The 25,234-nt window shown below is 39.2% G+C and carries 21 protein-coding genes and 1 pseudogene; 16 read left to right on the forward strand and 6 right to left on the reverse strand.

Translation table 11 applies throughout. The annotated features are described in order from the left end of the window. Nucleotides 1–153: 153 nt before the first annotated feature. A complete protein-coding gene (locus I8T81_RS08985) occupies nucleotides 154–1,422 on the forward strand; it encodes a DcaP family trimeric outer membrane transporter (protein WP_198072664.1) in 1,269 nt (422 codons plus the stop codon). 127 nt (nucleotides 1,423–1,549) lie between these two features. On the opposite strand, the gene I8T81_RS08990 is transcribed toward I8T81_RS08985, so the two are convergent. Then, nucleotides 1,550–2,443 carry a LysR family transcriptional regulator gene (locus I8T81_RS08990; RefSeq protein WP_198072665.1) on the reverse strand — a complete coding sequence of 298 codons (894 nt, stop codon included), beginning with the start codon at nucleotides 2,441–2,443 and terminating at the stop codon, nucleotides 1,550–1,552. A gap of 154 nt (nucleotides 2,444–2,597) precedes the next feature. Between I8T81_RS08990 and I8T81_RS08995 the strand changes: the two genes are divergently transcribed. The 6 genes from I8T81_RS08995 to I8T81_RS09020 all read left to right on the forward strand — a co-directional run bounded on the left by I8T81_RS08995 (nucleotide 2,598) and on the right by I8T81_RS09020 (nucleotide 9,040). Next, nucleotides 2,598–3,635 (forward strand): cupin domain-containing protein, encoded by a 1,038-nt coding sequence (locus I8T81_RS08995; RefSeq protein ID WP_198072666.1) that lies wholly within the window; start codon nucleotides 2,598–2,600, stop codon nucleotides 3,633–3,635. Nucleotides 3,636–3,662: 27 nt separating this feature from the next. Then, nucleotides 3,663–4,883 (forward strand): 3-hydroxybenzoate 6-monooxygenase, encoded by a 1,221-nt coding sequence (locus tag I8T81_RS09000; RefSeq protein ID WP_022574447.1) that lies wholly within the window; start codon nucleotides 3,663–3,665, stop codon nucleotides 4,881–4,883. After that, nucleotides 4,880–5,518 (forward strand): maleylacetoacetate isomerase, encoded by a 639-nt coding sequence (gene maiA / locus I8T81_RS09005; RefSeq protein WP_022574448.1) that lies wholly within the window; start codon nucleotides 4,880–4,882, stop codon nucleotides 5,516–5,518. The genes I8T81_RS09000 and maiA overlap by 4 nt, the downstream gene beginning before the upstream one ends. A gap of 32 nt (nucleotides 5,519–5,550) precedes the next feature. After that, entirely contained in the window at nucleotides 5,551–6,252 is a 702-nt protein-coding gene (locus I8T81_RS09010; RefSeq protein ID WP_198072667.1) for a fumarylacetoacetate hydrolase family protein, read from the forward strand. Between the two features lie 111 nt (nucleotides 6,253–6,363). Continuing rightward, complete coding sequence (locus I8T81_RS09015) at nucleotides 6,364–7,707, forward strand: MFS transporter (RefSeq protein ID WP_198072668.1); 1,344 nt, start codon at nucleotides 6,364–6,366, stop codon at nucleotides 7,705–7,707. A gap of 76 nt (nucleotides 7,708–7,783) precedes the next feature. Continuing rightward, nucleotides 7,784–9,040 (forward strand): OprD family outer membrane porin, encoded by a 1,257-nt coding sequence (locus tag I8T81_RS09020; RefSeq protein ID WP_406935404.1) that lies wholly within the window; start codon nucleotides 7,784–7,786, stop codon nucleotides 9,038–9,040. Nucleotides 9,041–9,115: 75 nt separating this feature from the next. Here I8T81_RS09020 and I8T81_RS09025 read toward each other — a convergent pair whose 3' ends face one another. Both I8T81_RS09025 and I8T81_RS09030 read right to left on the reverse strand, forming a co-directional pair. Further along, nucleotides 9,116–10,204 carry an HlyD family secretion protein gene (locus I8T81_RS09025; RefSeq protein ID WP_198072670.1) on the reverse strand — a complete coding sequence of 363 codons (1,089 nt, stop codon included), beginning with the start codon at nucleotides 10,202–10,204 and terminating at the stop codon, nucleotides 9,116–9,118. After that, nucleotides 10,201–11,778, reverse strand: a complete 1,578-nt coding sequence (locus tag I8T81_RS09030; RefSeq protein ID WP_198072671.1) for an MFS transporter — start codon at nucleotides 11,776–11,778, stop codon at nucleotides 10,201–10,203. Before I8T81_RS09030 ends, I8T81_RS09025 begins: the two co-directional genes overlap by 4 nt. 167 nt (nucleotides 11,779–11,945) lie before the next feature. On the opposite strand from I8T81_RS09030, the gene I8T81_RS09035 reads away from it, so the two are divergent. Then, nucleotides 11,946–12,578 (forward strand): TetR/AcrR family transcriptional regulator, encoded by a 633-nt coding sequence (locus tag I8T81_RS09035; protein WP_191106284.1) that lies wholly within the window; start codon nucleotides 11,946–11,948, stop codon nucleotides 12,576–12,578. A gap of 62 nt (nucleotides 12,579–12,640) precedes the next feature. On the opposite strand, the pseudogene I8T81_RS09040 reads toward I8T81_RS09035, so the two are convergent. Both I8T81_RS09040 and I8T81_RS09045 read right to left on the reverse strand, forming a co-directional pair. Beyond that, a pseudogene (locus I8T81_RS09040) lies at nucleotides 12,641–14,605 on the reverse strand (multicopper oxidase family protein). 41 nt (nucleotides 14,606–14,646) lie between these two features. Then, nucleotides 14,647–16,194, reverse strand: a complete 1,548-nt coding sequence (locus I8T81_RS09045) for a tyrosinase family protein (protein WP_198072672.1) — start codon at nucleotides 16,192–16,194, stop codon at nucleotides 14,647–14,649. Between the two features lie 642 nt (nucleotides 16,195–16,836). Here I8T81_RS09045 and I8T81_RS09050 point away from each other — a divergent pair. The 4 genes from I8T81_RS09050 to I8T81_RS09065 are packed head-to-tail and all read left to right on the forward strand — an operon-like array spanning nucleotide 16,837 to nucleotide 20,121. Then, a complete protein-coding gene (locus I8T81_RS09050; RefSeq protein WP_198072673.1) occupies nucleotides 16,837–17,856 on the forward strand; it encodes an ABC transporter substrate-binding protein in 1,020 nt (339 codons plus the stop codon). Nucleotides 17,857–17,858: 2 nt separating this feature from the next. Continuing rightward, complete coding sequence (locus I8T81_RS09055; RefSeq protein WP_198072674.1) at nucleotides 17,859–18,869, forward strand: FecCD family ABC transporter permease; 1,011 nt, start codon at nucleotides 17,859–17,861, stop codon at nucleotides 18,867–18,869. Further along, nucleotides 18,866–19,630 carry an ABC transporter ATP-binding protein gene (locus I8T81_RS09060; protein WP_000614440.1) on the forward strand — a complete coding sequence of 255 codons (765 nt, stop codon included), beginning with the start codon at nucleotides 18,866–18,868 and terminating at the stop codon, nucleotides 19,628–19,630. The genes I8T81_RS09055 and I8T81_RS09060 overlap by 4 nt, the downstream gene beginning before the upstream one ends. Before the next feature lie 2 nt (nucleotides 19,631–19,632). Beyond that, nucleotides 19,633–20,121, forward strand: a complete 489-nt coding sequence (locus I8T81_RS09065; protein WP_004701494.1) for a GNAT family N-acetyltransferase — start codon at nucleotides 19,633–19,635, stop codon at nucleotides 20,119–20,121. Here the strand turns inward: I8T81_RS09065 and I8T81_RS09070 are convergent. Next, nucleotides 20,116–20,904 carry an AraC family transcriptional regulator gene (locus I8T81_RS09070; protein ID WP_198072675.1) on the reverse strand — a complete coding sequence of 263 codons (789 nt, stop codon included), beginning with the start codon at nucleotides 20,902–20,904 and terminating at the stop codon, nucleotides 20,116–20,118. The genes I8T81_RS09065 and I8T81_RS09070 overlap by 6 nt on opposite strands. A 98-nt stretch (nucleotides 20,905–21,002) precedes the next feature. On the opposite strand from I8T81_RS09070, the gene I8T81_RS09075 reads away from it, so the two are divergent. From I8T81_RS09075 to ntrR, 4 genes are all read left to right on the forward strand, one after another. Further along, nucleotides 21,003–21,812, forward strand: a complete 810-nt coding sequence (locus I8T81_RS09075; RefSeq protein WP_198072676.1) for a sulfite exporter TauE/SafE family protein — start codon at nucleotides 21,003–21,005, stop codon at nucleotides 21,810–21,812. 180 nt (nucleotides 21,813–21,992) lie between these two features. Further along, nucleotides 21,993–22,877 carry a phosphoribosyltransferase family protein gene (locus I8T81_RS09080; RefSeq protein WP_198072677.1) on the forward strand — a complete coding sequence of 295 codons (885 nt, stop codon included), beginning with the start codon at nucleotides 21,993–21,995 and terminating at the stop codon, nucleotides 22,875–22,877. 11 nt (nucleotides 22,878–22,888) lie between these two features. Beyond that, nucleotides 22,889–24,382, forward strand: coding sequence for a nicotinate phosphoribosyltransferase (locus tag I8T81_RS09085; protein ID WP_198072678.1), 1,494 nt, complete (start codon nucleotides 22,889–22,891; stop codon nucleotides 24,380–24,382). Between the two features lie 60 nt (nucleotides 24,383–24,442). Then, nucleotides 24,443–25,210 (forward strand): ADPR responsive transcriptional repressor NtrR, encoded by a 768-nt coding sequence (gene ntrR / locus I8T81_RS09090; RefSeq protein ID WP_198072679.1) that lies wholly within the window; start codon nucleotides 24,443–24,445, stop codon nucleotides 25,208–25,210. The last annotated feature ends 24 nt before the right edge of the window (nucleotides 25,211–25,234 follow it).

Here is a 25,234-nt window from a genome sequence, read left to right on the forward strand (position 1 = left end):
CACTTAAAAACATTCGAGCAGGAAGGGAACTAACGAAGTCAATGGTTGAGCTTCGTTAGCCTATCTAAAGTTAATTAAATAATCATTATTTTACTGATTGAAAAATAGGAAATTTCAATTCGGTCTATGTGATTTCGTCTAAAGGAAAAGGACATGAAACATAAAGGGATTATTTATTTATCGCTCTTAATGAGTATGACTCTGCAGCAAGCCAAAGCTGAAAGCGAAGATAACTCAGCGCTAAATGAAAAAATAATTAAATTACAACAGCAAATAGATTATCTGATGGAGCAGCAAAATTTAAGTAAAAATAATGGATTGAAGAAAGCACCTGATTTGATTCAAAACAAAACATCAGATGCTGAGAAGCCTATTTCGGCTGATCAGACTAAAATTAAATTTTATGGAAATATACGTGTTGATGCTGCATATGATTTTGAAGCTTCAACGCGTTCTATTGCGAATAAAACAGGAGCAATACCATTAAGCAATACAAATTCAACAAGTAAATCATTAAATGTTTCTGCTGCGACTTCACGTGTAGGGGTGGATATTGTCAAGCCTACCTCGAAAGGAGATTTGGTTGGAAAGCTAGAAGCCGATTTTATGGGAAGTGGTGGAGATAACGGTAATGGTTCGGTTCGGGTTAGACTCGCTTATATTTCACTAGGAAATTGGTTGATTGGTCAAACGACTTCACCTTTTGTGAATAGTGATACAGCTCCAAGTTTGGCTGATTTTACGGGTGCAATGGGCACAGGAACTCAGCGTAATATCCAAATTCGTTATCAGCATATTGTTGATGCCAAACAAAAAATATTAGTTGCTTTGGAAGGCGGTGATGTTGAAAATAAAAATGTAGAAGGTGGAAGCAGTCTTCCTGCATTAACCATGCGATATGAATTTAAGAATCCAAATTTATTGGTTCAATTGCATGGCATGCTTCATGAAAATCGAGCAATTTCTAATGCGAATGAGGAGCAAACTAAACTTGCTTGGGGAGCTGGATTAGGCACGAAGTATAACCTTTCTGAAAATGATGCGATTGTCTTCAATTACTACCATATAGCAGGTGATAACCGTTATATGCTTTATTCAAAAGATAATGATGCGTTCTACTTTGATCAAAATCGAATGTATTTAAGTGAATTTGATTCTGTCGAGTTGGGGTATATGCGCAAATGGAATGAAAATTTACGTTCTTCTTTGTCCGCTGGTAGCCTCGTCTACAAAGATTCAGATTTTTCAGAAAATAACCTTAATCAAAATAAAAGGCTCATCAATGCAAGCGTCAACTTATTCTGGACACCTGTTGAGAAAGTCGATCTTGGTGTTGAGTACACCTACGGTAAGAGAGAAACATTTTCAGATTTAGAAGGAAAACTATCTCGAATCAACTTATTAGGTCGATACAATTTTTAATGTAATCACAGCCACTTTAAAGAGTGGCTTTGCTTTAGTTGAGTGTTCTTTTATGGTAGCGGCAGAATCTAAAAAATCCAGATGAAAAATTAAACATGCAACGAATTTGGTACATTACTGAATTATTCTATTCAGAAAAAAGTTCAAAACACACTTTTCTTAACCATTGGTTGCTTGGTGTTTGATGAACTCGTGCATGCCAATGCTGCTTCACACTATAAGTTGGAAAATGATAAGGCGGTTCTAAAACTTTTAAACCGCCTCTTACTAGAAGCACCTGACTTAAATAATGAGGAATAGTCGCAATCGCATCGGTGTCTTGTACAACCAAGCCAACCCCTAAATAGCTTGGCAAACGAACCAAAATATTTCGGTTTACTCCTAGTTTTTGTAACTCATGCTCCAGCACGTAGTGTCCACCCGTTGCAAAAATATCGACATGTAGCTCTTGGCGAAATTCTTGATCTGAAAGCGTTGTACCTGTAAGTCTCGGGTGTTCTTTACTAGCAATGCAAACATAACGTTGTTGGAAAAGCGTTTGTTGATAAAAACCTGCTTCAAGCTGAGGCAAAAAACCAATGGCTAAATCAATGTCTCCATTTGACATCATCACTGGCGTATTGGCATCAATTGGGATAATTTCCAAGCGAATGTTCGGTGCATGGGCACGTAAATAATTGATCAGTTTAGGTAATAAAACCAGATGACTAATATCAGTCATGCTGATTTTAAATTGATAATTTGAAGTCTGTGGATCAAATTCAATATTGTAGTTTTGAACCAGTTTTAGTCGATTCAGAATTTCTACAACCAGTGGGTATATTTGTTTAGATAACTCAGTAGGTTGCATTTTATTTTCAATACGGACAAAAAGTGGGTCCTGAAAATGCTCACGTAATTTATTTAATGCAATACTTAAAGTCGGTTGTCCAATTTCAAGCTGTTCGGCAGCTTTAGATACACTGCTATGTTTATAAATTTCAAAGAAAATTTGTAAAAGCCGAGTATCAAGATCAAACACTTTAATTTCCTTGTATTGATTTTATCAATACAGACTATTGTTTTTTGTGCATAGATTCAACAATTTTCGATTGTTACATTGATGATCAAGGAAGAATAGGTCGTAAAAGTACAAAGCATTCTTGTACAAATTGGCCTTAAATAGAGGATCTGAAATGGAACAGTTAGCAACACTAGATGACTTGCCAAAACGTTATCTTGGTCAACTTGAAGAATCAAATTTAGTCCCTTTATGGCCAAGTTTACGCAATGTATTGCCCCCGCATAAACCGATGCCGCAGACCATAGCAACCGCTTGGTATTTTCAGAATATTAAACCTTTATTACTCGAAGCAGGTGAGTTAACACCGATTGAAAAAGCTGAACGCCGTGTATTGGTTTTAGCCAATCCCGGACATGGTCTAGAAAATATGAAAGCCAGTTCGGTCATGTATCTTGGCATGCAGCTTTTGTTGCCAAAAGAGTGGGCGCCATCACATCGACATACCCCAAATGCAGTGCGCCTGATTGTTGAAGGTGAAGGGGCTTATACGACGGTTGAAGGTCAAAAATGCATGATGGAGCATGGAGATTTAATCCTTACACCATCTGGACTTTGGCATGAACATGGACATGATGGCAAAGAGCCAGTGATCTGGTTAGATGTGCTGGATTTACCTTTGGTTTATTACATGGAAGCTTCTTATGTACAACCGGGTGAAATCCAAAAAGTGACCAGTGCCGGAAATGCTCATCATTATGGAACGGGCATTGTACCAACAGCTCATTTTACCCGTGAAAATACCTCATATCCGATCATGCGCTACTCTTGGAAAGAAACCAAAAAAGTTTTGCATGCGCTTGCAGATGATAACAACCATCAAGCTCCAATTCAGGTGACTTACATCAATCCTGAAACTGGTGATGACTGCCAAAATATTATTGGTTATTCGGCTTTAATGCTCAGACCAAATGAAACTTTACAGCTCCAACCGCGCTCTACTGCCCAAATTTTTCATGTGATTGACGGTCAGCTCCAAGTCAAAATTGATCAGAAAGATTTCAATTTAAATAAAGCTGATACGGCATGTGCGCCATGTTTTTCTCATATTGATTTAATCAATACCTCAGATCAACCATGTTATTTGTTTATTGCAGATGAAGCGCCCTTACAAAGGAAGCTGGGTTTGTACTCTGTGCGTGAGCGCCAGTAAACAGAATATTTTATAAGGATATAGATCATGTCAAATACTCAACAACCGATATTAATTGCTGGTGGTGGAATTGGCGGGTTTGCAGCTGCACTCGCTTTGGCAAAACAAGGGTTTAAAGTACAGGTTTTTGAACAAGCGCCTGAAATTGGTGAGATCGGCGCAGGAATTCAATTAGGGCCGAATGCTTTTCATGCCTTTGATGCGCTAGGAATTGGTGAAATTGCTCGTAGTAAAGCAGTTTATACCGACTATATGGTTATGCATGATGCGATTGATGAATATCAGGTCGGCAAAATTCCAACCGATGAAAAATTCCGTGAACGTTTTGGTAACCCATATGCGGTGATTCACCGTGCCGATATTCATGCTTCATTGGTCGAAGGTGCTAAACAATACGGCCACTTGGAAATTATCACTAATTGCCAAATTCAAAAAGTTGAACAGGATGATGCTGGCGTAACGATTACCGATCAAAACGGGAAGCAATATCATGGTCAGGCACTTATCGGTGCTGACGGTGTTAAATCTGTTGTGCGTGAGACTTATGTGGGTGACCCAGCATTGGTTACAGGTCATGTGGTTTATCGTGCTGTTGTACCTGAAAGCGAGTTTCCTGAAGACTTGAAATGGAATGCAGCTAGTATTTGGGTCGGGCCGAATTGCCACCTTGTGCATTATCCACTACGCGGCGGAAAGGAATATAACGTTGTTGTGACGTTCCATAGCCGTGAGAAAGAACAGTGGGGCGTAACCGACGGCTCTAAAGAAGAAGTGCTGTCTTATTTTCAAGGAATTTGCCCGAAAGCTCGTCAATTGATTGAGCTACCTAAAAGTTGGCGCCGCTGGGCAACCGCAGACCGTGAGCCGATTGAAACATGGACTTTTGGCCGTGTGACATTACTTGGCGATGCAGCACACCCAACCACGCAATATATGGCGCAAGGTGCATGTATGGCGATGGAAGATGCCGTAACTTTAGGGGAAGCGTTACGTGTTACCGACCATGACATTTTAAAAGCTTTTGATATTTATCAAAAAGCACGTGTGGCCCGTACAGCACGTATTGTTTTGTCTTCACGTGAAATGGGCAAAATTTACCATGCCAAAGGTGTGCAACGCTTGGTTCGCAACGATTTGTGGCGTGGACGTCCTACTGAACGTTTTTATGATGCAATGGAATGGTTATATGGTTGGAATGTCAATAACTGCCTTGATGCAGTGAAAAACTATCAAGGGAATGTGGCATGAAACTCTATAGCTTTTTCCGCAGCGGTACATCGCATCGGACTCGCATTGTGTTGAACCTAAAGAGTTTAGCTTACGAAGCGATTTATATCTCACTCGCTAAAAATGAACACCATCAAGCTGCTTTTAAAGCTTTAAATCCGCAAGGATTTGTACCGGTACTTGAAACTGAATCGGGGAACTTGTTGCAAAGTCCAGCCATTATCGAATGGCTGGAAGAACAATATCCCGAACCCGCTTTATTACCTACAGATGCATTAGGTCGTGAAAAAGTCCGTGCTATTGCTGCTTTAGTTGGATGTGACGTTCATCCATTAAACAACAAGCGTGTTCTTGAATACTTACGCCAGAACTTAGGGCTGGATGATGCACAAATCAACGCATGGTGTGCCAAGTGGATTCAGGATGGATTTGCAGCTTTAGAGCATATTTTGGAACAAGACCAGAATCGCGAAAAGTTCTGCTATGGCAATCAACCGACCATTGCAGATGCTTATTTAGTTCCACAAGTAGTTTCTGCTGAGCGTTTTAAAGTCGATTTATCGGCTTATCCAAACATTAATGAAATTTACCAACATTGCATGACCTTAGAAGCATTTCAAAAGGCAGCACCTGAACAGCAGGCCGATGCATTTTGAGTCGTGATTAACTTAATAGAAGGAATTTAGATATGTCATTTATTTTTGAACCAATGACCACTGCGGGTCTATTTATTCACGGCTCAGCGCATAAATTTCCAGTACGCCGTGTGTATTGTATTGGCCGTAACTACGCTGCTCATGCACGTGAAATGGGTTTTGACCCAGATCGTGAACCACCTTTTTTCTTTTGTAAGCCAAATGACCTTGAGTCAGTTATTCCGGTAAATACAGATGCGGTTGATATTCCATATCCATCTGAAACTTCAAATTTTCATTATGAAATCGAGTTGGTCGTTGCAATAGGTAAAGATGCCAAAAATGTCTCGGTTGAGGATGCAGCGAACTATATCTATGGCTATGCAGTTGGTTTAGATATGACACGCCGTGACTTACAGATGGCAATGCGTGAAAAAGGTCGCCCATGGGAAATCGGTAAAGCTTTTGATTTTTCTGCACCAATTGGCCCAATTCATCCGATTACTCAAACGGGTGAAATCAATAATGCCGATATTCATTTAACTGTAAATGGTAAAACCGAACAGCACAGCGATGTCAGTCACCTGATTTGGTCTGTGGCTGAAACGATTGCGAATTTATCTACGTTATTTGAACTAAAAGCAGGTGATTTGATTTTTACAGGAACTCCAGAAGGTGTGGGTGCTGTAGTGAAAGGTGATGTTATGCGTGCAGACATTACCGGGCTGACTGGCATTACGGTGAATGTGAAATAAATCAAATTGATCTGATTTATTGAAATAGGTGCTCAACCTAAATAAAAAATATAGTTGGGCACTTTTGCTAAGGATTGCATATACGCCAATATATTGGCGAAAGGAGCTCTCATGTCTCAAAATTCTATAGACGTACAAAGTTTCATTGATGAAATACCGCTATCGTCTTTGCAAAAATTAATCATGTGGTTGTGTTTTTTGATTGTTGCGATTGATGGTTTTGATACCGCAGCAGTTGGATTTATTGCGCCTGCTTTAAAGGCAGAATGGGGGTTGCAAGCAACCGATTTGGCACCTTTATTTGGCGCTGGCTTATTTGGACTGATGGCTGGCGCACTCATTTTCGGACCGTTATCAGATAAATTAGGCCGTAAACCGATTTTGATTGGTTCTGTCATTATGTTTGGAATTGCCAGTGTTTTTGCCTCTTTTTCAGTAGATTTACAAACACTGATTATTTGGAGGTTTCTCACTGGTTTGGGTCTAGGTGGGGCTTTACCCAATGCAATTACTTTAACCTCTGAATATGCGCCTACATCTCGTCGCTCTAATTTAGTGACCATGATGTTCTGTGGCTTTACTGTGGGTTCTGCGCTTGGTGGTATTTTTTCGGCTCAGCTACTTCCTCATATTGGCTGGCACGGTATTTTGCTCATTGGGGGAGTATTACCTTTAGCGACTGTACCTTTCTTATATTTTTTATTACCTGAATCTATTCGATTTTTAGTGCTTAAAAAGAAGGGTACCGAAAAAATTGAAAAGATTATTCACCGTATCGCACCGCATTTAAATATCACACCAACTTTGGTTCCAACAGTCAATGAAGTCGAAAAATCAAGTTTGAAAGATTTGTTTAATAAAGGCTTTGCTTTGGGTACTTTTTTGATTTGGTTTACCTTTTTTATGAGCCTTCTCATTATTTATATGATTTCAAGTTGGATGCCTACTTTACTGACCAATGAGGGTTTTAATTTATCCAACGCGTCATGGCTGACTTCAATTTTCCAAATAGGTGGAACCATTGGTGCGATTGTCTTAGGCCTGCTAATGGATAAGATGGATGCAACCAAAATTTTAAGTACGGCTTATGTTTTTGGCGGATTGTTCCTGATTTGTTTGGGGTTTGGAATTGAACAGGCAAATACGGCTTTATTGATGTTTGCCATGTTTGGGGTAGGTGCAGGAATTAGTGGTTCGCAAGTGGGAGCAAACGCTTTTGCATCTAGTTTTTATCCAACACATTGCCGAGCAACAGGTGTAAGTTGGGCCAACGCAGTAGGGCGCTTAGGATCGATTGTGGGATCAATTATGGGCGGCTGGTTAATGTCATTAAATCTCTCCAGTTTTGAAATTTTAAGCATTTTAGCGGTACCAGCATTTTGTGCTGCGGTTTCGTTGTTACTCATTAAACGTTTAAAGAAAAATCGCTCTCAACTTTTAGTCGCTTCAAATTGAGATAACACGATTCCACCGAAAATATATGTCTGTGCCAAAGGATGGCGCAGACAATAGTTAAAGGATGATTTGTTTCATGAAATATTTAAAAATCGAATATTTAAAGTTTTCTACCCTTTTATTTATCTGTAGTGGTCATTCGTTGTTGTGGGCAGCAGATACCACTCAACAAAGCGAAGATGAGTGGAAGTTCACGCTAAAGAATGCCTATATCAACCGTAATTTTGATAATGATGCCTTAAAAGATACTGGCAGTTGGTCTCAGGCAGCATCATTATTTTATAAATCTAAAATGCATGATACCCCCCTGCAAATTGCAGACAAGCCGATTACGATTGGTGCCGATGCTTCTGTTCAATACGCCGTGCGCTTAAGTTCAGATAAACACGTTGCAGACACAGTTTTACCTTTTAATAAAGAAACTCAGTCACAAGCATCCGACTTCTTAAAATACGGTGCAACTTTAAAACTGGGCTACGACAAAACACTTTTAAGTGTCGGTGAACTCTGGCTAGATTTACCTGTAACGGCTGTGGATGCAAGCCGACAATTGCTTGCCTCTTATTGGGGAACCAATCTTAGGTCGCAACTTTCAGATCAGCTCTATGCCGAAATTGGCCGAGTTGAAAAAGTGTCACCACGCAATGAAGAAGACTTTAAAAAGTTTTCTTTCACATCAAATGGAGTTACTAAAGAATCTGATGGTTTGAACTACATTGACCTACGCTATCAATTTACGCCGTCACTGAAGGGTGAATATTACTTCGGTAATTTAGAAGACCTCTACAATAAGCACTATGTAGGACTTGAGCATAATTGGAAACAACCTAACTTTGCGCTTACTTCTAAGTTTAAGTACTTCAATGCAAAAAATGACGGCAATACTTTTGATATCGATGCGCAAAACATTGGAGTACTAGAAACACTCAAAGTAAAAAATCATACCTTTGGCTTGGGTTACCAACAAATTATTGGTGAATCGGCATACCCATTACCGGATGGTTTCTTACCAGAGACCTACTTCATTAACTGGAATGCCACGGGATTCTTTAAAAAAGATGAAAAGTCTTACCATGTCATGTATGTCTACGACTTTAAAGATTACGTGCCGGGCTTAAATGCGATGGTGAAATATGTTTACGGAAATGACTTTAAAGCAGCCAATGGTGAGAAAAATCATGAAACTGAGTCAAATGTCATTCTAAACTATGCATTTCAACAACCTTTCTTAAAAGGTCTTGCCCTGCAATATATTCGGATTGATTACAACGTTAAACATGGCAATGACTTTGGTGAAGATCGCTTGTTTGTAAACTATACCAAAAAGTTTTAAAGACTTTTTAAAACGCATCATTTAAAAAGAGACCATTCAATGGTCTCTTTTTTTGATTACGTCACAACCTCAAATTTAGTTTTTATTGGTATCTACAGAAACTACAACAGATAGACCTGGGCGCAACAACTTAATATCTTTTTGGTTTTCAATAAGCTTGATTCGTAAAGGTAAACGCTGAACAATCTTGGTAAAGTTACCTGTCGCATTGGTCGCCGATATTGGAGAGAAAAATGCGCCAGTAGATGGAGAGAAGCTGTCTACTATACCTTTTAACTCAACATTGTAAGCGTCAACATAGACAGTGACGGGCTGACCGATTTTAATTTGTTTTAGCTCAATTTCACGGAAGTTTGCTTCTACATAGACTTGATCTAAAGGCACAATGACCATGAGTGGATTACCAGCGCTTACAAAGTTACCTGCGTTAGCTGACTTTTGACCAATCATGCCATCAATAGGTGCTCGAACTTCTGTATAACTCAAATTCAACTTTGCTTTATCAAGTGCTGCTTGTGCTTGTTTAAGAGCAGCTTGTTTGGCTTGAACCTGAATTTTATATTGGTTGAGCTGATACTGTGCATCGGTAACTTTTTCTTTACTGCTGTCTAAGTCAGCATATTGCTCAGTCAATGTGGTTTTTGACTGTTGTGTAATTAATCTAGACTCAGCACCAAGTGCCTGTAGTTGCTCATAACGCGCTGTATTATCTTTAGTGAGTTTAATTCCAGCTTCTACTTTTCTAAGCTGAGCCTCTGTTTCTCGAATAACAGTCGGTTGTCTTTCTACTGCCAGTTTTGCTTCATTTAAATCAGCTTCCGCTTTAGCATAATTAGATTCTGCTTCAGCTAAAGCAGCTTCATAATCTCTTGCATCAATCCGTGCCAAAAGCTGGCCTTTTTTTACGGTCTGATGATCTTTAATATAAATTTCTTCGATATTTCCAGAGACTTTAGGAGCAATGGTTGAGTACTCTACATCTACACGTGCATCGTCTGTTTCAATAGTCGAAGATGGTAAAAATATAAGTTTTAAAACCCATAAAATAGAGACTAAAACAATAATGAACGCAATAACCATAACCCAATGCTTTTTGAGATATTGCACCTTTGTTAATTTGGATGACTCGGTCGCAGAGTGATCTTGGGCTTCTAGAGTACTCATAAAGATTTTCCTGAGTTATGACTATTCATTAACTTAATGAGAGCAATGCGTGGTGGATAAGTTCTAACGGGTAATATCAGCATCACAATGAATAAAATTGCAGTAAGGCCAGCTAAGATGAGATATTGATCGCTAATCACTAAAACAGATTGTTGCGCCTGAATCGCAGAATTTAGGGCAGATAAACCGCCTGAAACACGATCTGCACCATTTGTGGTAAGCACAGGGGGAGTAAGCGGATTAATGACAGGGCCTTGAATATTTTGGAAAACATGTTGTGCGGTATTTTCAATCAACCGTGTTGAATGGTATTCACCACGTACGCGATTGACCCAATCCAATATGCACACACCCAGTACACCGCTAATCGCACGCGGAGTGTTAATCATCGGTGATGCATAAATTGCCATGGTTGGATGAACACTGTTTGTACCCATCATTAAGAGTGAGAGCACGACACAGGTTTGGCCCAAACATGAGATGGCATGCCAAAAGTAAAATTGGTCTTGATTCCAAGTGGTATCGAGTTGACTTGCACCTAAACAACCGGCCATTACCAGAAGTAAACCAAAGCCATGTACATAACGGCTGTCGACCCAAGCTTGATTTAAAAGCTTAATAACAATTGGAATATAAATAAATTGTAAGGCCGCAATTTGTAAACCAATCCACATGGTTTGAGTTGGTTTATAATCATGTACAGCGCTTAAGTAATTGAGTGGTAAAGTGCTTGTTGACATGCCAATAACCACAAAACAAAACAGGGCAATAACTGCATAGGCAAAATTTCGTATTTCGAGCATTTGCGGTTTAATTAATGGAGTTGGATAGCGCCATTCATGTATTAAAAATAAAGGTAAGGTAATGGCACTGATTAAAGCCAAAACACTAATCAATTTAGAATGGAACCAGTCCAAGTGATTACCATGTAAAAGCATGGTACTTAAGCTTGCTAAGCTAATAATCGCTAAAATGGCACCTGTCCAATCGTAAGTTTTTATTTTTGAATAATTTAATGGATCTTGGGGAATACCAAAATAAACTAGCGCAGCACTTAGCGCACAAAAAGGAATGGTTTGGAAAAATATCATTTTCCAACCAACCACATCTAAATAAAACGCAGAGAGTGCGGCACTTAAGTTGGGAAAGAAAGTTGCTGTTAGCGCATAGCAGGCCAAACCCCATAAACGGATTTCTGGCCCTAGAAATCTAAGTGCACAGGCCATGAGTAAAGGAATGGTTAACCCATTGGCAAGTCCTTGCAAGCCACGCAATAAATAAAATATTTCAATGTTGGGACTAAAAGGAATTAAAACGCTAGAGACGAGACAAAGACCTATGGCAAAAAGAAGGACTCTACGCATTGAAAAAATAACGGCCCAACTGGTAGAGAGGATCATGCCAATAATCATGGCACTGGCATAAATACTGCTGACCCAATAACCAGAGTCGACACTAATACCCATTGCACCGCGAATATCGACCAAAGTAATACTGGTAATTCGGTTATTAAATTCGACAGTCATTGCTGCAAAAATTGCACCTGCCAAACCGATGAGTGGTCGTATATTCATCTTTTACCTTAAATTTTAAAAATGAACTCGTTGCATAGTGCAGTTATTGAGTTTAACTGTACCGATCGGTACTCTACTATCTTATTAAAATTACGTCAATTCTCGATTTTGAACTTTTCGATGAGTTACACTAATCATGAAATTTCTAAATATATTTGTAGGTTCGTATGTCAGATTGCATTAAAGCCAATGAAAAAGATCAAAAAATTCTAGATGCAGCAACAAAGTTTTTTCTGATCCACGGTTTTAGTGGCACAACGACAGACATGATTCAAAAAGAAGCTGGTGTTTCAAAAGCCACCATGTATGGTTGTTTTAAAAATAAAGAAGCGATGTTCGCTGCAGTCATTGAACGTCAATGCACCAACATGCAAAAGCAAATTATTTTAGTTGAGACGCAAGCTAAAAATTTACGTTCAGCTTTAACCGAGATGGGTAAAACTTATCTCTGCTTTATATTGTCACATTCAGGTTTGGCTTTTTTTAGGGTTTGTATTGCTGAAGCAGTCAGATTCCCAGAATTATCTGAAAAATTCTTTGAACTTGGACCACAAAAACTGGCAAATATTATTGCGGGTTATCTTGAAAAATCGGTCAAACAAGGAGAAATTGAGTTAAGTTCTTCCTCTGAAGCTGCGGCAAATATCTTTTTATCGCTTTTACGAAGTGATGCTCATTTAAAATGTCTGACCCATCCTGATTATTTAATATCTGAGAGTGAAATTGGTATTTGGGTTGAATATGTAGTCGATTTATTTTTAAAGAATATGAATTATCAAGGAAATAAAAGTTCTATATAAAAGTGATAAAACGAAGGCCGCGAGAAGCGGCCTTTTTAATTCTGTCTGAAAAAGATTTATGGTTAATGATGTCCCTGTGAAACACCACCATTGCCATCTGGAAGGCTAATGCGAATGTTTTGCATCATGCCTTGATCTTCATGATCTAAAATATGGCAGTGCAATACAAAGTCACCAATGTAGCGTTGGTACTTGGTTCTAACAATGACTTTATAACTGGCTCCTTTTACATTTTTAACCCAAATGGTGTCTTTCCATGTGCCTTTTAGACCACGGTATTATGGGTCGGGTGGAGCGGATTTGTCGTAGTCATCAACGGCGTTGATATCACTGACATCTTTTCCACTAGGATCTCTAATCTCAACGATCTGAAATGGATTTACATGAATGTGGAATGGATGGCTGGCTAATTTAGAGGTGAGTATCCATTCATCGGTTTTGCCCAACTCGAGCGTACGGTCAATTCGGTCTGGTTTATATGGTTTTCCATCGACCTGAAATTGAGTTGGATTAGCATTCGTATCAATATTAAATTCTAAAAATTGTTTATTTGGTGTTGCCGGTAAATCCTGATGCGGAACAAAATGACTGAGCTTTAAATTTTGTTGTAAATCTTGAAGCACAGCAAGACGCATATCTGGTGCAATATTACGTGTTGCATTATTGCTTAACACTGTTGTTAAAGACTGAGGTGCTGAAGTGGATTTATTGACTTGAATAATCCCCAGTAAGCGTCTCTCAGAAGATATACGGTCCACGTTAGCAGAAGCTGAAGCAGCTTCATCAATCAGACAATAGCGGCCTTCTTGCGGGAATTGCATTAAGGCATCGAAGCGGTAACCAGGTTGAAAAACAGTGACTGTTTTGTCCATGACTTGTTTGAGGGTTAAGCCATCGACTGCAATAAGGTGTTGACTTACAATCGGGCCTGTACAGCTTTCTCTTAATAATTGCTTTTCACCCGTTGGTGTTAAATCGAGTTTAGAAGGGATGTTTTGCATTTGGCGAACGCTCAGGTTAATACTTTCGCGCACACCAGCATGAATCATTCGCCAACGTTCAACTTGTCCTGCTACAGCTTGAGTAATGAAAGGCTGAACTTCACCATTAATGCTTGTATATCGTCCTGATTTTCCCCAACCGCCGACACCAAAGCCCTGATAATCCCTAATTTCACCAATTTGATTATTTTGGCAAATATAATTACCTTTTGAGTCAGTTTGGATTTTGCCGTTAGCATCATAGCAAGCATATTGAATTTGCTGAAAAACCAGCGTTCTTTCTTTAAAACCATAGGTGAGTAAATCTAAATCACCTGTTTTATTTGGTGTGGGTTGACGATATCCATGAATAATCAAAGCACCCGCCATACCACTTGCGACTTGAATCGCGGTTGAACCATGTCGATGCGGATGATACCAAAATGTTCCGGCTGGATGATCTGGCGGTATATTGTATTCATACTGAAAGTGAACACCCGGATTAATCGAAACTAAAACGTTATCACTATTTCCTGCTGGGTTAATCCATAACCCATGTGTATGCATATTGGTACCATCAAAACAATGTGGTTTATTCACGTCAAAATGATCACCAGTACAACTAGGGTCTTTAGGAAGTTTTTTATGGGTAATTGGATCTATATCAAGCTGATTATCTAAAGTTGCTCGTACAGTTTCACCAGGAAACACCTCAATGGTTGGAGCAATATAAGGCGTATTGGGCTGTGTATTTGTGCCTTGATAGCTGCGTAACATGACTTTGTCATAACTGTTTGTTGCTGGGTTCCAGAGTCTATTTATTGTTTTTTTAACCTCCCAAGTAAACAGTGCTTCATTTGAAGACTGCATTTGCGGAACGTTTGTTGTGGCAGTAGTAGGGCTTGGTGCCGCAAGTAAAGCTTGATGATTACGTGCAACAGACATTTCAGGAGGGTCTTCTAATATACGGTCAGAAGACTCCTCTGCTAAGGCATACCCACTCACTAACGTTAGAGGGGTACATAATATTAAATGAGCTATTTTCATAATAAATATAGGCCTGAAAAATCAGGCCTCTCCCTTAATTATTATTTTGAAGTTTCTAAGCGAACTTGAGAAATGCTCAGTCCTTGAGAACTTACCTTTTGCTTCACTGGGTTAAGGGTTAAATCGGTAGCAACAAACTGAACCTCTAAGTCTTCAGCAGGTACGCCTAATTGATTAACTTGATCGCTGACTTGATAGACCAATTGACCCATAGCACCATTGCTCGCATGCCCGCCGTGGCTATGATCTAACACACCGAAATAGTTAATTGTGGCAACATAAATTTTTTGGTCAGGTTTATTTTTAGGAGATAAATAAATCTTGTATGTCAGATTTGGATTACCCACCATTTGTACATTATCTAAGATTAAATAAGTTTGTCCTGATGAAAGTGTGGTTTGAGAAAGTTGACTAGCACTCTTTAAGAACGTTGTGGTTTGAGGTGCTAAAGCTACTTTTTGACTTACACCCATCAGTTTAATGGTTTTATTGCTGCTGACTGGTTTATGCGCCTTTTTGAATAGATTTACTTTTCCTGCTTGACTACTCATAACTGGTGCTTGAACTTTACATGCATTTTCATTGGTATAACGCACCGGAATTTTACCAGGGGTAAATACATCAGCAATGGTCATGGTGACTTTATTGCCGTTTTCATCTGCAAAGGTGTATCGAGTGTTATACCAGCTATCTGGCATACCTAAGTTTTTCTTTGCCCACTCAAGTGTAATGGGTTGTCCATTGGCTTTTTTATTTAGCCAACATTGCCACAAGCGGTCGATATTGGCATGGTGCATATAAAATACAGGGTCTAAACCTGCAATTGGTACAAATCCCATATCTGGCAGCACACAGTTTTTACCTACCGCGCAGTGCATTACACCATGAGGCTGAGACTGTAACTGGTTGGAAAATGATGTGAAGTCATTCCATTTAAATGCTTGGGCAGCGCTGGCATCGTCTGGATCTATAGCGCTGATATTCTCATTTAAACCTGGTGTACGGAACTGGTCATATAAACTACCTGCTTGTTTACCTCGAACCAATTGAGGCAGCGCTAGTCCTTTCCCATTAGCCGCTTTTTCTTGGTAATAGTCCCAATAAGGAAGAGAGTAATCTTGTCCAACATACTTACGCACTGTTCGCTCGTAAAAATAAAGCATCATACGGTGCCAAGGTAAGAAGTTTAGATTGCCATGTTGGCATGTACCCCAAACTTTATCGGTAAAGCCATCGTTTGGAACTGTAGAATTTTGAATATGTTTATAGTAACTATCACATAAGGCTTGACTATTATCTTGTAAGCAACCTGCCATACGGTTTTTAAGATATGTAGTTTTATCAGTGCCATGTGTACCGGTACCAAAATAGCCGTGAGTATTTGCCCAATAATTAAAACTTGTACGAAACTCCGGAGATAATGGATTTGCATTATTATTTGCTCGCATTTTTTCCAGACCTTTTTGCAGTGCGCTTACTTTGGCTGGGTCTTTTGCAAACTCCGTGGCACTCATTCGTAGTGAGTCGGCATGTGTTGCTAAGCTCATGCCACATAAAAGAGTGCCTAATATATAATAATTTCTTTTCATGGTTTAAAATCCTTGTCATGTTTAATATTCTTATAGTTCGTAAGTTATTTGTAGTATGAGAAATTTCCAAGTAATTGGATAATTCTTGTACATTAATCTAGCACATAAAATAGTCATTATTAAAGATTTATATTTAATATTAACTTTAGATTAATTTACTTTTTAAAGCTGTAATTTTTTAGAAAAACTTAATTTTATTATTTTAACTAAGATTTTGTTTATTATTAATTCTTTATTTAATTGATAAAATTAAAAATGAGAAAATAACTATATTTTTGAGTGTTGTGTTTCGTTTTTTTAATTTTTATGTTTTTTAGGTCTCATTATTTTTAAATATTTTACTCAATTAGATTTTAAAATAACTGGTATTAGTTAACTCATTATTAGAGAAGTGTGAAAGCCCATAAATATTTTTTCTGACTTGAAACAACTATAACAACCGATTGATGGATAAATTTATTTTTTAATTCTGGCATTTTTATTGCTTAATTATTCATATCTTCAATTAAACATTTAATTTGCACCCCTTATAAATGATGATTCAAACCGTTTTGCTCTCTTATGGTGTTTTTTTCACATGAAAATTGCACCAAATAAATACATCTTTTTATTTTGCACCATATTTGTGCGTGGAGAGGTGTGATGAGGTTTTGGGCTTCAATACTCACTTTACTCATTCTATGTGGATGTTCTTCATCTGAACAAAGTAGAAAAACTAAAGAAAACTTAGCAGTTCATTCGATATGCGTTTTTGATAGTACAAATACAAAAGTGTGTGTAGCCAAGCCAGCGCAAAGAATTGTTTCTCTATTTGAGTCGGGTTTAGATGGCTTATATATGCTAGGGCAAGGTCATAAAGTGATTGGCATACCAGCCGAAGTATACATTCAACCTTTATTATTTAACGCCTATTCAAAAATAGATCAACGCATTGCCAATAAACAGCTTGCAACACCTTCACAAGGTGCCAATGCAACCAATATTGAAAGTCTTGTGTTGTTAAAACCCGATTTAGTAATTTTGGGGAGCGGGCAGACCCAAACGATCGCATTATTAAGACAGTTTGGTATCGCTGTATATGTAATGGAGTCTGGCACTTACCAGCAAGTGAAAGAAGAGCTATCTGAAATTGCTGTTCTAAGTGGAGCTCAAAAGCGAGCTCAAGAAATTTTGAGTTTTTCTGATGAAATTATGGCAGAAGTCGCAGCCAAAACAGCACGTCAGCCAAATAAACAATCGATTTACTATGCGTGGTCAGGTGGGCGAATTTTTTCCACTTCGGGACGTCAGTCTATTACCAATGACTTTATTGAGCTGGCAGGTGCTTACAACATTGTTCAGACCAATGCCAATCAACCCAATGTAAATCCCGAGACTCTCATTGAATGGAATCCTAACAATATTGTGCTTTGGAATACCAACCCAAAACTGATTTATGAACGCAAAGAATTACAAGGCTTAAGTGCCGTACAAAACCGTAAGGTATTTAATTTGAGCCCTGCATTTATTTATAACCCACATACCATCAAAATCATTATTACGGCGATTTATTTGAACCACAGCATTTACCCTGAACATTCCGATTTACCAGTAAGTGCTTTACAACAGCGTATTTTAACCAAGTTGTATGGTGAGCACCTTGCCAAAGCGTTGGTGTCATGAATATGGAAAAGCTCAAATATTATTGGTTTTACCCTTTACCTTTCTTCATGATTTTTATCTCTTTGCTCATTGGCCCTACGCAAACATTGAGTGCATGGGACTATTTGCGGTGGGGTGTGCAAGCAGTCTTTGGTACGCCATATTTTGATGCTGAACAATTTAGACTGATGCAGAACATACTGGTCAATGTCAGATTACCCAGAATTTTACTGACCTTTATGGTGGGAGCTGCATTAGCAACCGCGGGTAATGGTTTGCAAGCATTGTTTCGTAACCCTTTGGTTGACTCGTATGTACTCGGTATTTCTTCTGGTGCGGCGTTTGGTGCAGCTTTGGCACTTTCTCTAAGTTGGCTTTCACCAAATCTATCCGCCTTTATTTTTGGCGTTTGTGCTGTTGCCTTAACGTATTTATTTGCACATCAAAAACATGAAAGCCAGACGTCTTTAGTGATGGTAATTTTATCCGGCATGATTGTTTCTGGTCTTTTTTTGGCAGGACTTACCGTTATTCAATACTTAAGTGATCCATTTAAATTACAAGCCATTGTGCAATGGACGATGGGCAATTTACATCAAGCTTCTTGGCAAAAAGTTCAATACGCCGTGCTACCGATTTGTATTGGCCTTGTCGGATTATTTGCAATGCGTTGGCGCTTAAACTTAATGGCACTTGGTGCTGAAGAAGCGCAAGCGGTGGGTGTCAATCCACGTTGGGAGCAGCTTCTTTTAATTGTTCTAGTGACTGTATGTACATCAACTTCTGTGGCTGCTGCTGGCATTATTAGTTTATATGGGCTGTTTATGCCGCATATTGTGAGAATGTTGGTGGGGCCAGATCACCGCTACAGTATTCCTGCCAACATGGTGTTAGGCGGTAGTTTTCTACTCATGATTGATAACTTTTCACGGGTTTTACTAACCTTTGAAATACCGAGTGGTATTTTTACCATGCTACTTGGTGCGCCATTTTTCTTATTATTAATGAAAACACAGAGGACTCATTGGGCATGATTCAAATTGATCAGTTAAATTATGCCTATGGGCATAAACAGGTTCTCAAAAACATTCATCTGGAGTTTCCTGAAAATCAGTTTTCCGTCATTTTAGGGCGCAATGGCTGTGGCAAATCGACACTTTTTAAATTGATGGCTGGCTTAGAACCTGTAAAAGATGGGTTGATCCGTTACTCTGGAAAACCATTATCAGACTTTAAAGGCAAAGATCGGGCTGCTTTACTTGGCTTTTTACCACAGTTTCATAAAACCGTATTTCCATTTTTAGTTAAAGATGTAGTAATTACGGGACGTGCCGCTTTTAGCAGATATAGACCTTCAAAATCAGACTGGGAGCGTGTAGACCAAGCTTTGCTTGATTTAGATATTGAGCATTTACGTGACCGTCCTTATACAGAACTATCGGGTGGTGAAAGGCAATTGGTTATGATTGCCCGTATTTTAGTGCAAGCCCCAAAAGTGATTTTGCTCGATGAGCCAACCAATCATCTCGATGTTTATTACCAGTCTTATTTAATGAAAAAATTGCGTCAGTTGTCGCGGCAAAATTTTACGGTGATTGCAATTATGCATGATCCCAACTTGGCTTTTTTATTTGCAGATCATTTGTTTTTTATGCGCCAACACGAAGTAGTTAAGCCTGAGTCTAAAACACGAATCACCGATCCGAAGTTTTTAAAAAGTGTCTATGATGTTGAGTTCCATGAAGCCATGATTCAAGACAAAACCATTGTTATCCCTGACCATTCTTGGCTATAAATATGACTTTTCACTATCATCTAGCTGACAAATCAGACTATGCATCTGCTGTAGAGTTTGCACTTTATACAAGACATTTATTATTCCCAGAAATCTATCATGGGCAAGTTCCCAAAGATTTAAAAAATTTTGGGCAATATTATGTTAATGATCCATTAGGTTGCTTTATTACGGTAAAAGATAAAAACCGTATTATTGGCACTATTGCATATCGGGCGTATGACCATCGTTTTGATTTAAATTTGCCATCTAATACAGTGGAAGTGGTTAAGTTGTTTGTATTGCCTGAATACCGCCGTAATGGTATCGCAACTCAGCTATGTGACATGTTGTTTAGCCATGCAAAAAACAATGAAATTACGACTTTGTATTTGCACACTCATCCATTTTTACCAGCGGCTGAAAAGTTTTGGCGTCTACAAGGCTTTGATGTCATTAACCGTGAGTGGATCGAGACCTATGACACCATTCACATGAGTAAATCTTTATAGCGCTTTATTATGCGTATGAAATCTTTTTTGAAAATGGGTAGGTGGATAACCCATTATTTTACTGAACATTGCAGTAAATGCTGCCGAGTGCTCATAGCCCAAACTAAAGGCAATTTCAGTAATCGAGATATCTGCTTTTAATGCATTTAAAGCATAGATGATGCAGACTCGATTACGCCAAGCCTGAAATGACATGCCCGTTTCTGCCTTAAACCAACGATGAAAAGTTCGTTCACTTTTATTATGGACATGTGCCCAATCTTTAGGGCTGCTATGAATATCGGGATGCTCCATAAACTCAGCACACTGATTAGATAGTAATGTGTTGTGAGGCAATGGAATAAACAGAGGCAGGGCTGGTGCAGCTTCTAATTCATATAACAATAAATCGATAACAGCGCCGTCACGGCCTGAACGTTGGTAGTCAACAGGCAGTTGATTTGCCTGAATCAGCAACTGATGCATTAGCGGTGAAACTTGCACGACCTCGCAATAGTTTGCCTGTCTTGGGGCATTACTTATTTCTATATACAAACTATAAGTACTGACTTTAGATAGCCATACCTGATGTGGTTTGCCTGCGGGTATCCATACACCACTGTACGGTAACACGAGCCATTGTCCATCTTCAGTTTCAACTTTCATAAGCCCTTCGGGTGCATATAAGAACTGAGCACGGCGATGACTATGCGTATCTAACAAAGTATCAGCAGGATAGTCCGATCCTAACGCTAAAACCGCTTGTGGTAGATGGTCTACATCGTTAATTGGAATATTACGCATATATTTTTGTCTGAAATAAATAAAAAGATGGCTTTTCTACGTTAGTTTGCCATAGAGCTATTTTATATCATGCCTCTATAAATGTGAGGAAGATAACGATGCTATATGAGCTATTTTTATTTGGACTACTTTCCGGTGTTACCACTTGGTTATTTGGTTTTGGCGGCGGTTTTGTTGCTGTACCTTTGCTTTATACAGTCATTATTCAAAAGTACAGTAGCGAAAGTATGGCTGGAATACATGCGATGCAAATCGCCGTAGCTACATCAGCTTTTGTGATGCTGTGTTCGGCAAGTTTTGCAACTTTTCGACACTATCGGTCCGGACAGATTGATTGGCAAAAAATCCGCTTTTTATGGAGTGGCATCGCATTGGGTGGAGTTGTCGGTGCGCTAATGGCCTCATTGTTTAATGGAAATTGGCTTCGCTGGATATTTATGGGTTATGTATTCATAACTATTATTGATTGTTATTACCGACCAGGCTTTATGGTGACCTCAAGGCAAAAGCAAAACTATAGTGAAAACAGCGAACTTATTAAAGGCGGAATTATTGGTTGGGTTGCAGCACTTTTAGGTGTGGGTGGCAGTGTAATGACAGTTCCGTTATTACGGCGGCGGGGTAGTTCTATGGCAGAGGCTGCGGCTATTGCAAACATTCTCACGCTGCCTTTGTCTTTAACTGCAACGCTAACTTATTGTGTGTTGTCACTTTGGCAATCTAAATGGGCACCTAGTGGATTTATCGGTCTAATCTGGTTAGAAGCTGCTTTATTTTTGGTCGCTGGAACATGGATCGGGCTATATTTTTCAGAAAAATTTATTTCAAAACTGCCTGATTTATGGCGGGCAAAGTTATATCCGCTACTTTTAATAATAGTTCTACTCGTCATGCTTTTCGTAAATTAATTTTTTATTTCAAATGTTTGAAGAATAAATTTTCTTAAATAACAAATCTCTAAATGCTCTAAAACTGCAAATTTTATGCCTTAAATGGCTTTGAAAAAAGTTTGAAAATAGACTTGAAATATATAGTGGCTTTGTGCCACTATATGTTCATTGAAGGTCATCAGACAAAAAGAGGATGATATGGCTATCCAGCTTTTAGATGCGGCAAGAAATGAAATTCCAGTGAAATTTACGCAGTTTTCTGGTGGCGAGCGTCATGTTCAGATTGATGAGACAACCTTAGGTTCACTATCTGGCAAGGTATTGGTCCGCGCCAAAATGATTTCAAGTCACGATGTGATGGACTATTTGTTACTTGAAAATATATTGCTGAATCAGGGGCTAACAGTTGACTTAGAAATTCCGTATTTTCCATATGCACGTCAGGACCGTATTTGTGCAGTAGGCCAAGCGTTCTCGCTCGATGTGATGACGAAGCTACTTAATATCAATGCAGACAAAAAAGCGGGTAAACAAGGCAAGGTGACTGTTTGGGATTGCCATAGTGAAGTAACAACAGCATTACTCGCTGCCAATACTTCTTTTAACGAAGTTGTAAATGTGAGTTCAGTCGACATTATCGCAAAGAGTGAAGCGCTAAGCACATTATTAAAAGATGAAAAAACAGTACTGATTTGCCCAGACAAAGGCGCAAAAGCACGCACACAAATGGTTGCAGACGCTTTTAACCGCGAGCGCAAACAACTCATCACTATTGTTCAGTGTGATAAAAAACGCGACCCAGTGACTGGCAAAATTTTAGGTACGCATGTACATGCGACTGATTTATCGGGTCTAACAGCGGTCATTACCGATGATATTTGTGACGGCGGTGCAACCTTTATTGGTATTGCCAAAGAACTCCGTCGCCTCAATTGCCATAAGGTCGTTCTATATGTGACCCACGGTATTTTCAGTAAAGGAATAGAGGTTTTTGATGGACTGCTTGACCAAATGTTTACCTCGGACAGCTTTCCACAACAACCATCAGACAAAATTTCAGTAATTGCTTTTGCAGCAAAATAAAGAGAACAAAGATGACTATTAAACTTAATCCATTAAACGCTATCGATTTTTATAAAGCTGATCACAGACGTCAGTATCCGAAAGGCACAGAGTATGTATACGCCAACTTTACGCCGCGTTCATCTCGACTCGCAAAAATGCTACCTGACTTTGACGATAAAGTTGTGTTCTTTGGTCTTCAGGGTTTTATCAAACACTTTTTAATCGATACATGGAATGAAGGCTTTTTCAAACAACCTAAAGAAAAAGTGGTGGCTGCTTATAAACGCCGTATGGATAGTTCACTAGGTGAAGACGCAGTACCTGTTGATCACATTGAAGCGTTACACGACTTGGGCTATTTACCATTACGCATTAAAGCCTTGCCAGAAGGCAGCCGTGTCAATATGCGTGTACCTGTGCTCACCGTGATTAACACTGACCCACGTTTCTTTTGGCTAACCAACTATATTGAAACAGTTTTAAGTGCTGAGCTTTGGAAAAGCTGCACTACAGCAACGATTGCCTACGAGTACAAACGTTTATTAACGCAATATGCCGTAAAAACTGGCGCACCACTCGATTTTGTACCTGTGCAAGGACACGATTTTAGTAGCCGTGGCATGAGTGGAATTTATGATGCGGCACAATCGGGTGTGGGGCACTTAACCAGTTTTATTGGAACAGACTCGGTTGCTTCAATTGACTACGCAGAAGAATATTACAATGCAGCAGGTGTGATTGGGGTTTCTGTACCAGCGACCGAACACAGTGTGATGTGTATGGGCACTGAAGACAGTGAGCTAGAAACATTTAAACGTTTAATTTGCGAGCTTTATCCGTCGGGTGTTGTCAGTATTGTGTCTGATACTTGGGACTTTTGGCGAGTGATTACAGAATTTACGGTGGCTTTAAAATCTGAAATTCTGGCAAGACAACCCAATGCTTTAGGTTTGGCGAAATTGGTTTTCCGTCCAGACTCTGGTGACCCAGTTAAAATTATTTGTGGTGATCCAGACGCGGAAATTGGCAGCCCAGCTTATAAAGGCGCAGTTGAATGTTTATGGGAAGTGTTTGGCGGTACAACAACTGATCAAGGCTATAAAGTACTCAATGAACGTGTTGGTTTAATTTATGGTGACTCAATTACCCTAGACCGTGCACAGCGTATTTTAGAAGGGCTTGAAGCCAAAGGTTTTGCTTCAAATAACTTGGTGTTTGGTATAGGCAGCTTTACCTATAACTATTTAACTCGCGATACCTTTGGATTTGCTGTGAAAGCGACTTGGGGGCAAGTAAATGGTGTAGGACGCGAGCTGTTTAAAGACCCAATTACTGACTCAGGTGTGAAAAAATCTGCGAAAGGTCTGTTACGGATCGAAGAAAGTGAAAATCGTTTTACCTTGTTTGATGAGCAAACAGCCGAACAAGAACAAGGTGGAGCACTAAAAACCGTCTTTGAAAATGGTAAACTTCAATATGAGTGTACTTTGGATCAAATACGTGAGCGTTTATCCATCGCATAACTGAGTTTAGATGAGTCGTTGCATGGGCATCGGCTCATCATTTTCATTGAGAGACTGAACGTGACTATTCAAACTGAACAAGAATTCCTTGCCAGTTATGATCGCCGAGATTATGACGCACCTTTACTCACGGTCGATATGGCTATTTTCTCGGTATTTAATGGTCAGTTGCAGGTATTACTTATTAAGCGCCCCAACTTTCCAGCCAAAGACCAATGGGCTTTACCGGGCGGTTTTGCAGATTTAACCCATGACCAAGACTTGATGGCTACTGCATATCGTAAGCTGGTCGAAAAAACAGGAATTGCTTCACCTTACTTGGAACAAGTTGCTTCTGTGGGTAATGCCAAACGTGATCCGCGTGGCTGGGCAGTAACCATTTTGTATTTTGCATTAATTGATTTTAATGCCTATCAACACCAAGCTTTGGCTGAGTACAGCGAATGGGTGCCTGTAGCAAAAGTACAAGATTTAGCATTGGCTTTTGATCATAATGAATTACTTAGCTTGGCATTAGAGCGTCTCACCAATAAAACTCGCTATACCGCATTGCCAGCCAGTCTCATGCCCGAGTTGTTTACGCTGACTGAGTTACAAACTATTTATGAAATTATTCTTGGGCAATCCTTAGATAAAAAAGCGTTTAGACGCCGTATGATAGAAGCCGGTGCAGTTGAAGAAACCAATCAAAGTAAAATTGTAGGCAAACGACCAGCTCAGCTTTATCGCTATGCACTCGATTCTTTCGATTTTATGTTTCCTCGCTCACTCGAATTACCTAGAAATAAAGAGGGTGAAGATAAGCAAAACAATGAGCTTTCTGACTAGCGCATCTTGATGCACTTTGATTTA

This window comes from Acinetobacter seifertii (assembly GCF_016064815.1).
Classification (GTDB): domain Bacteria; phylum Pseudomonadota; class Gammaproteobacteria; order Pseudomonadales; family Moraxellaceae; genus Acinetobacter; species Acinetobacter seifertii.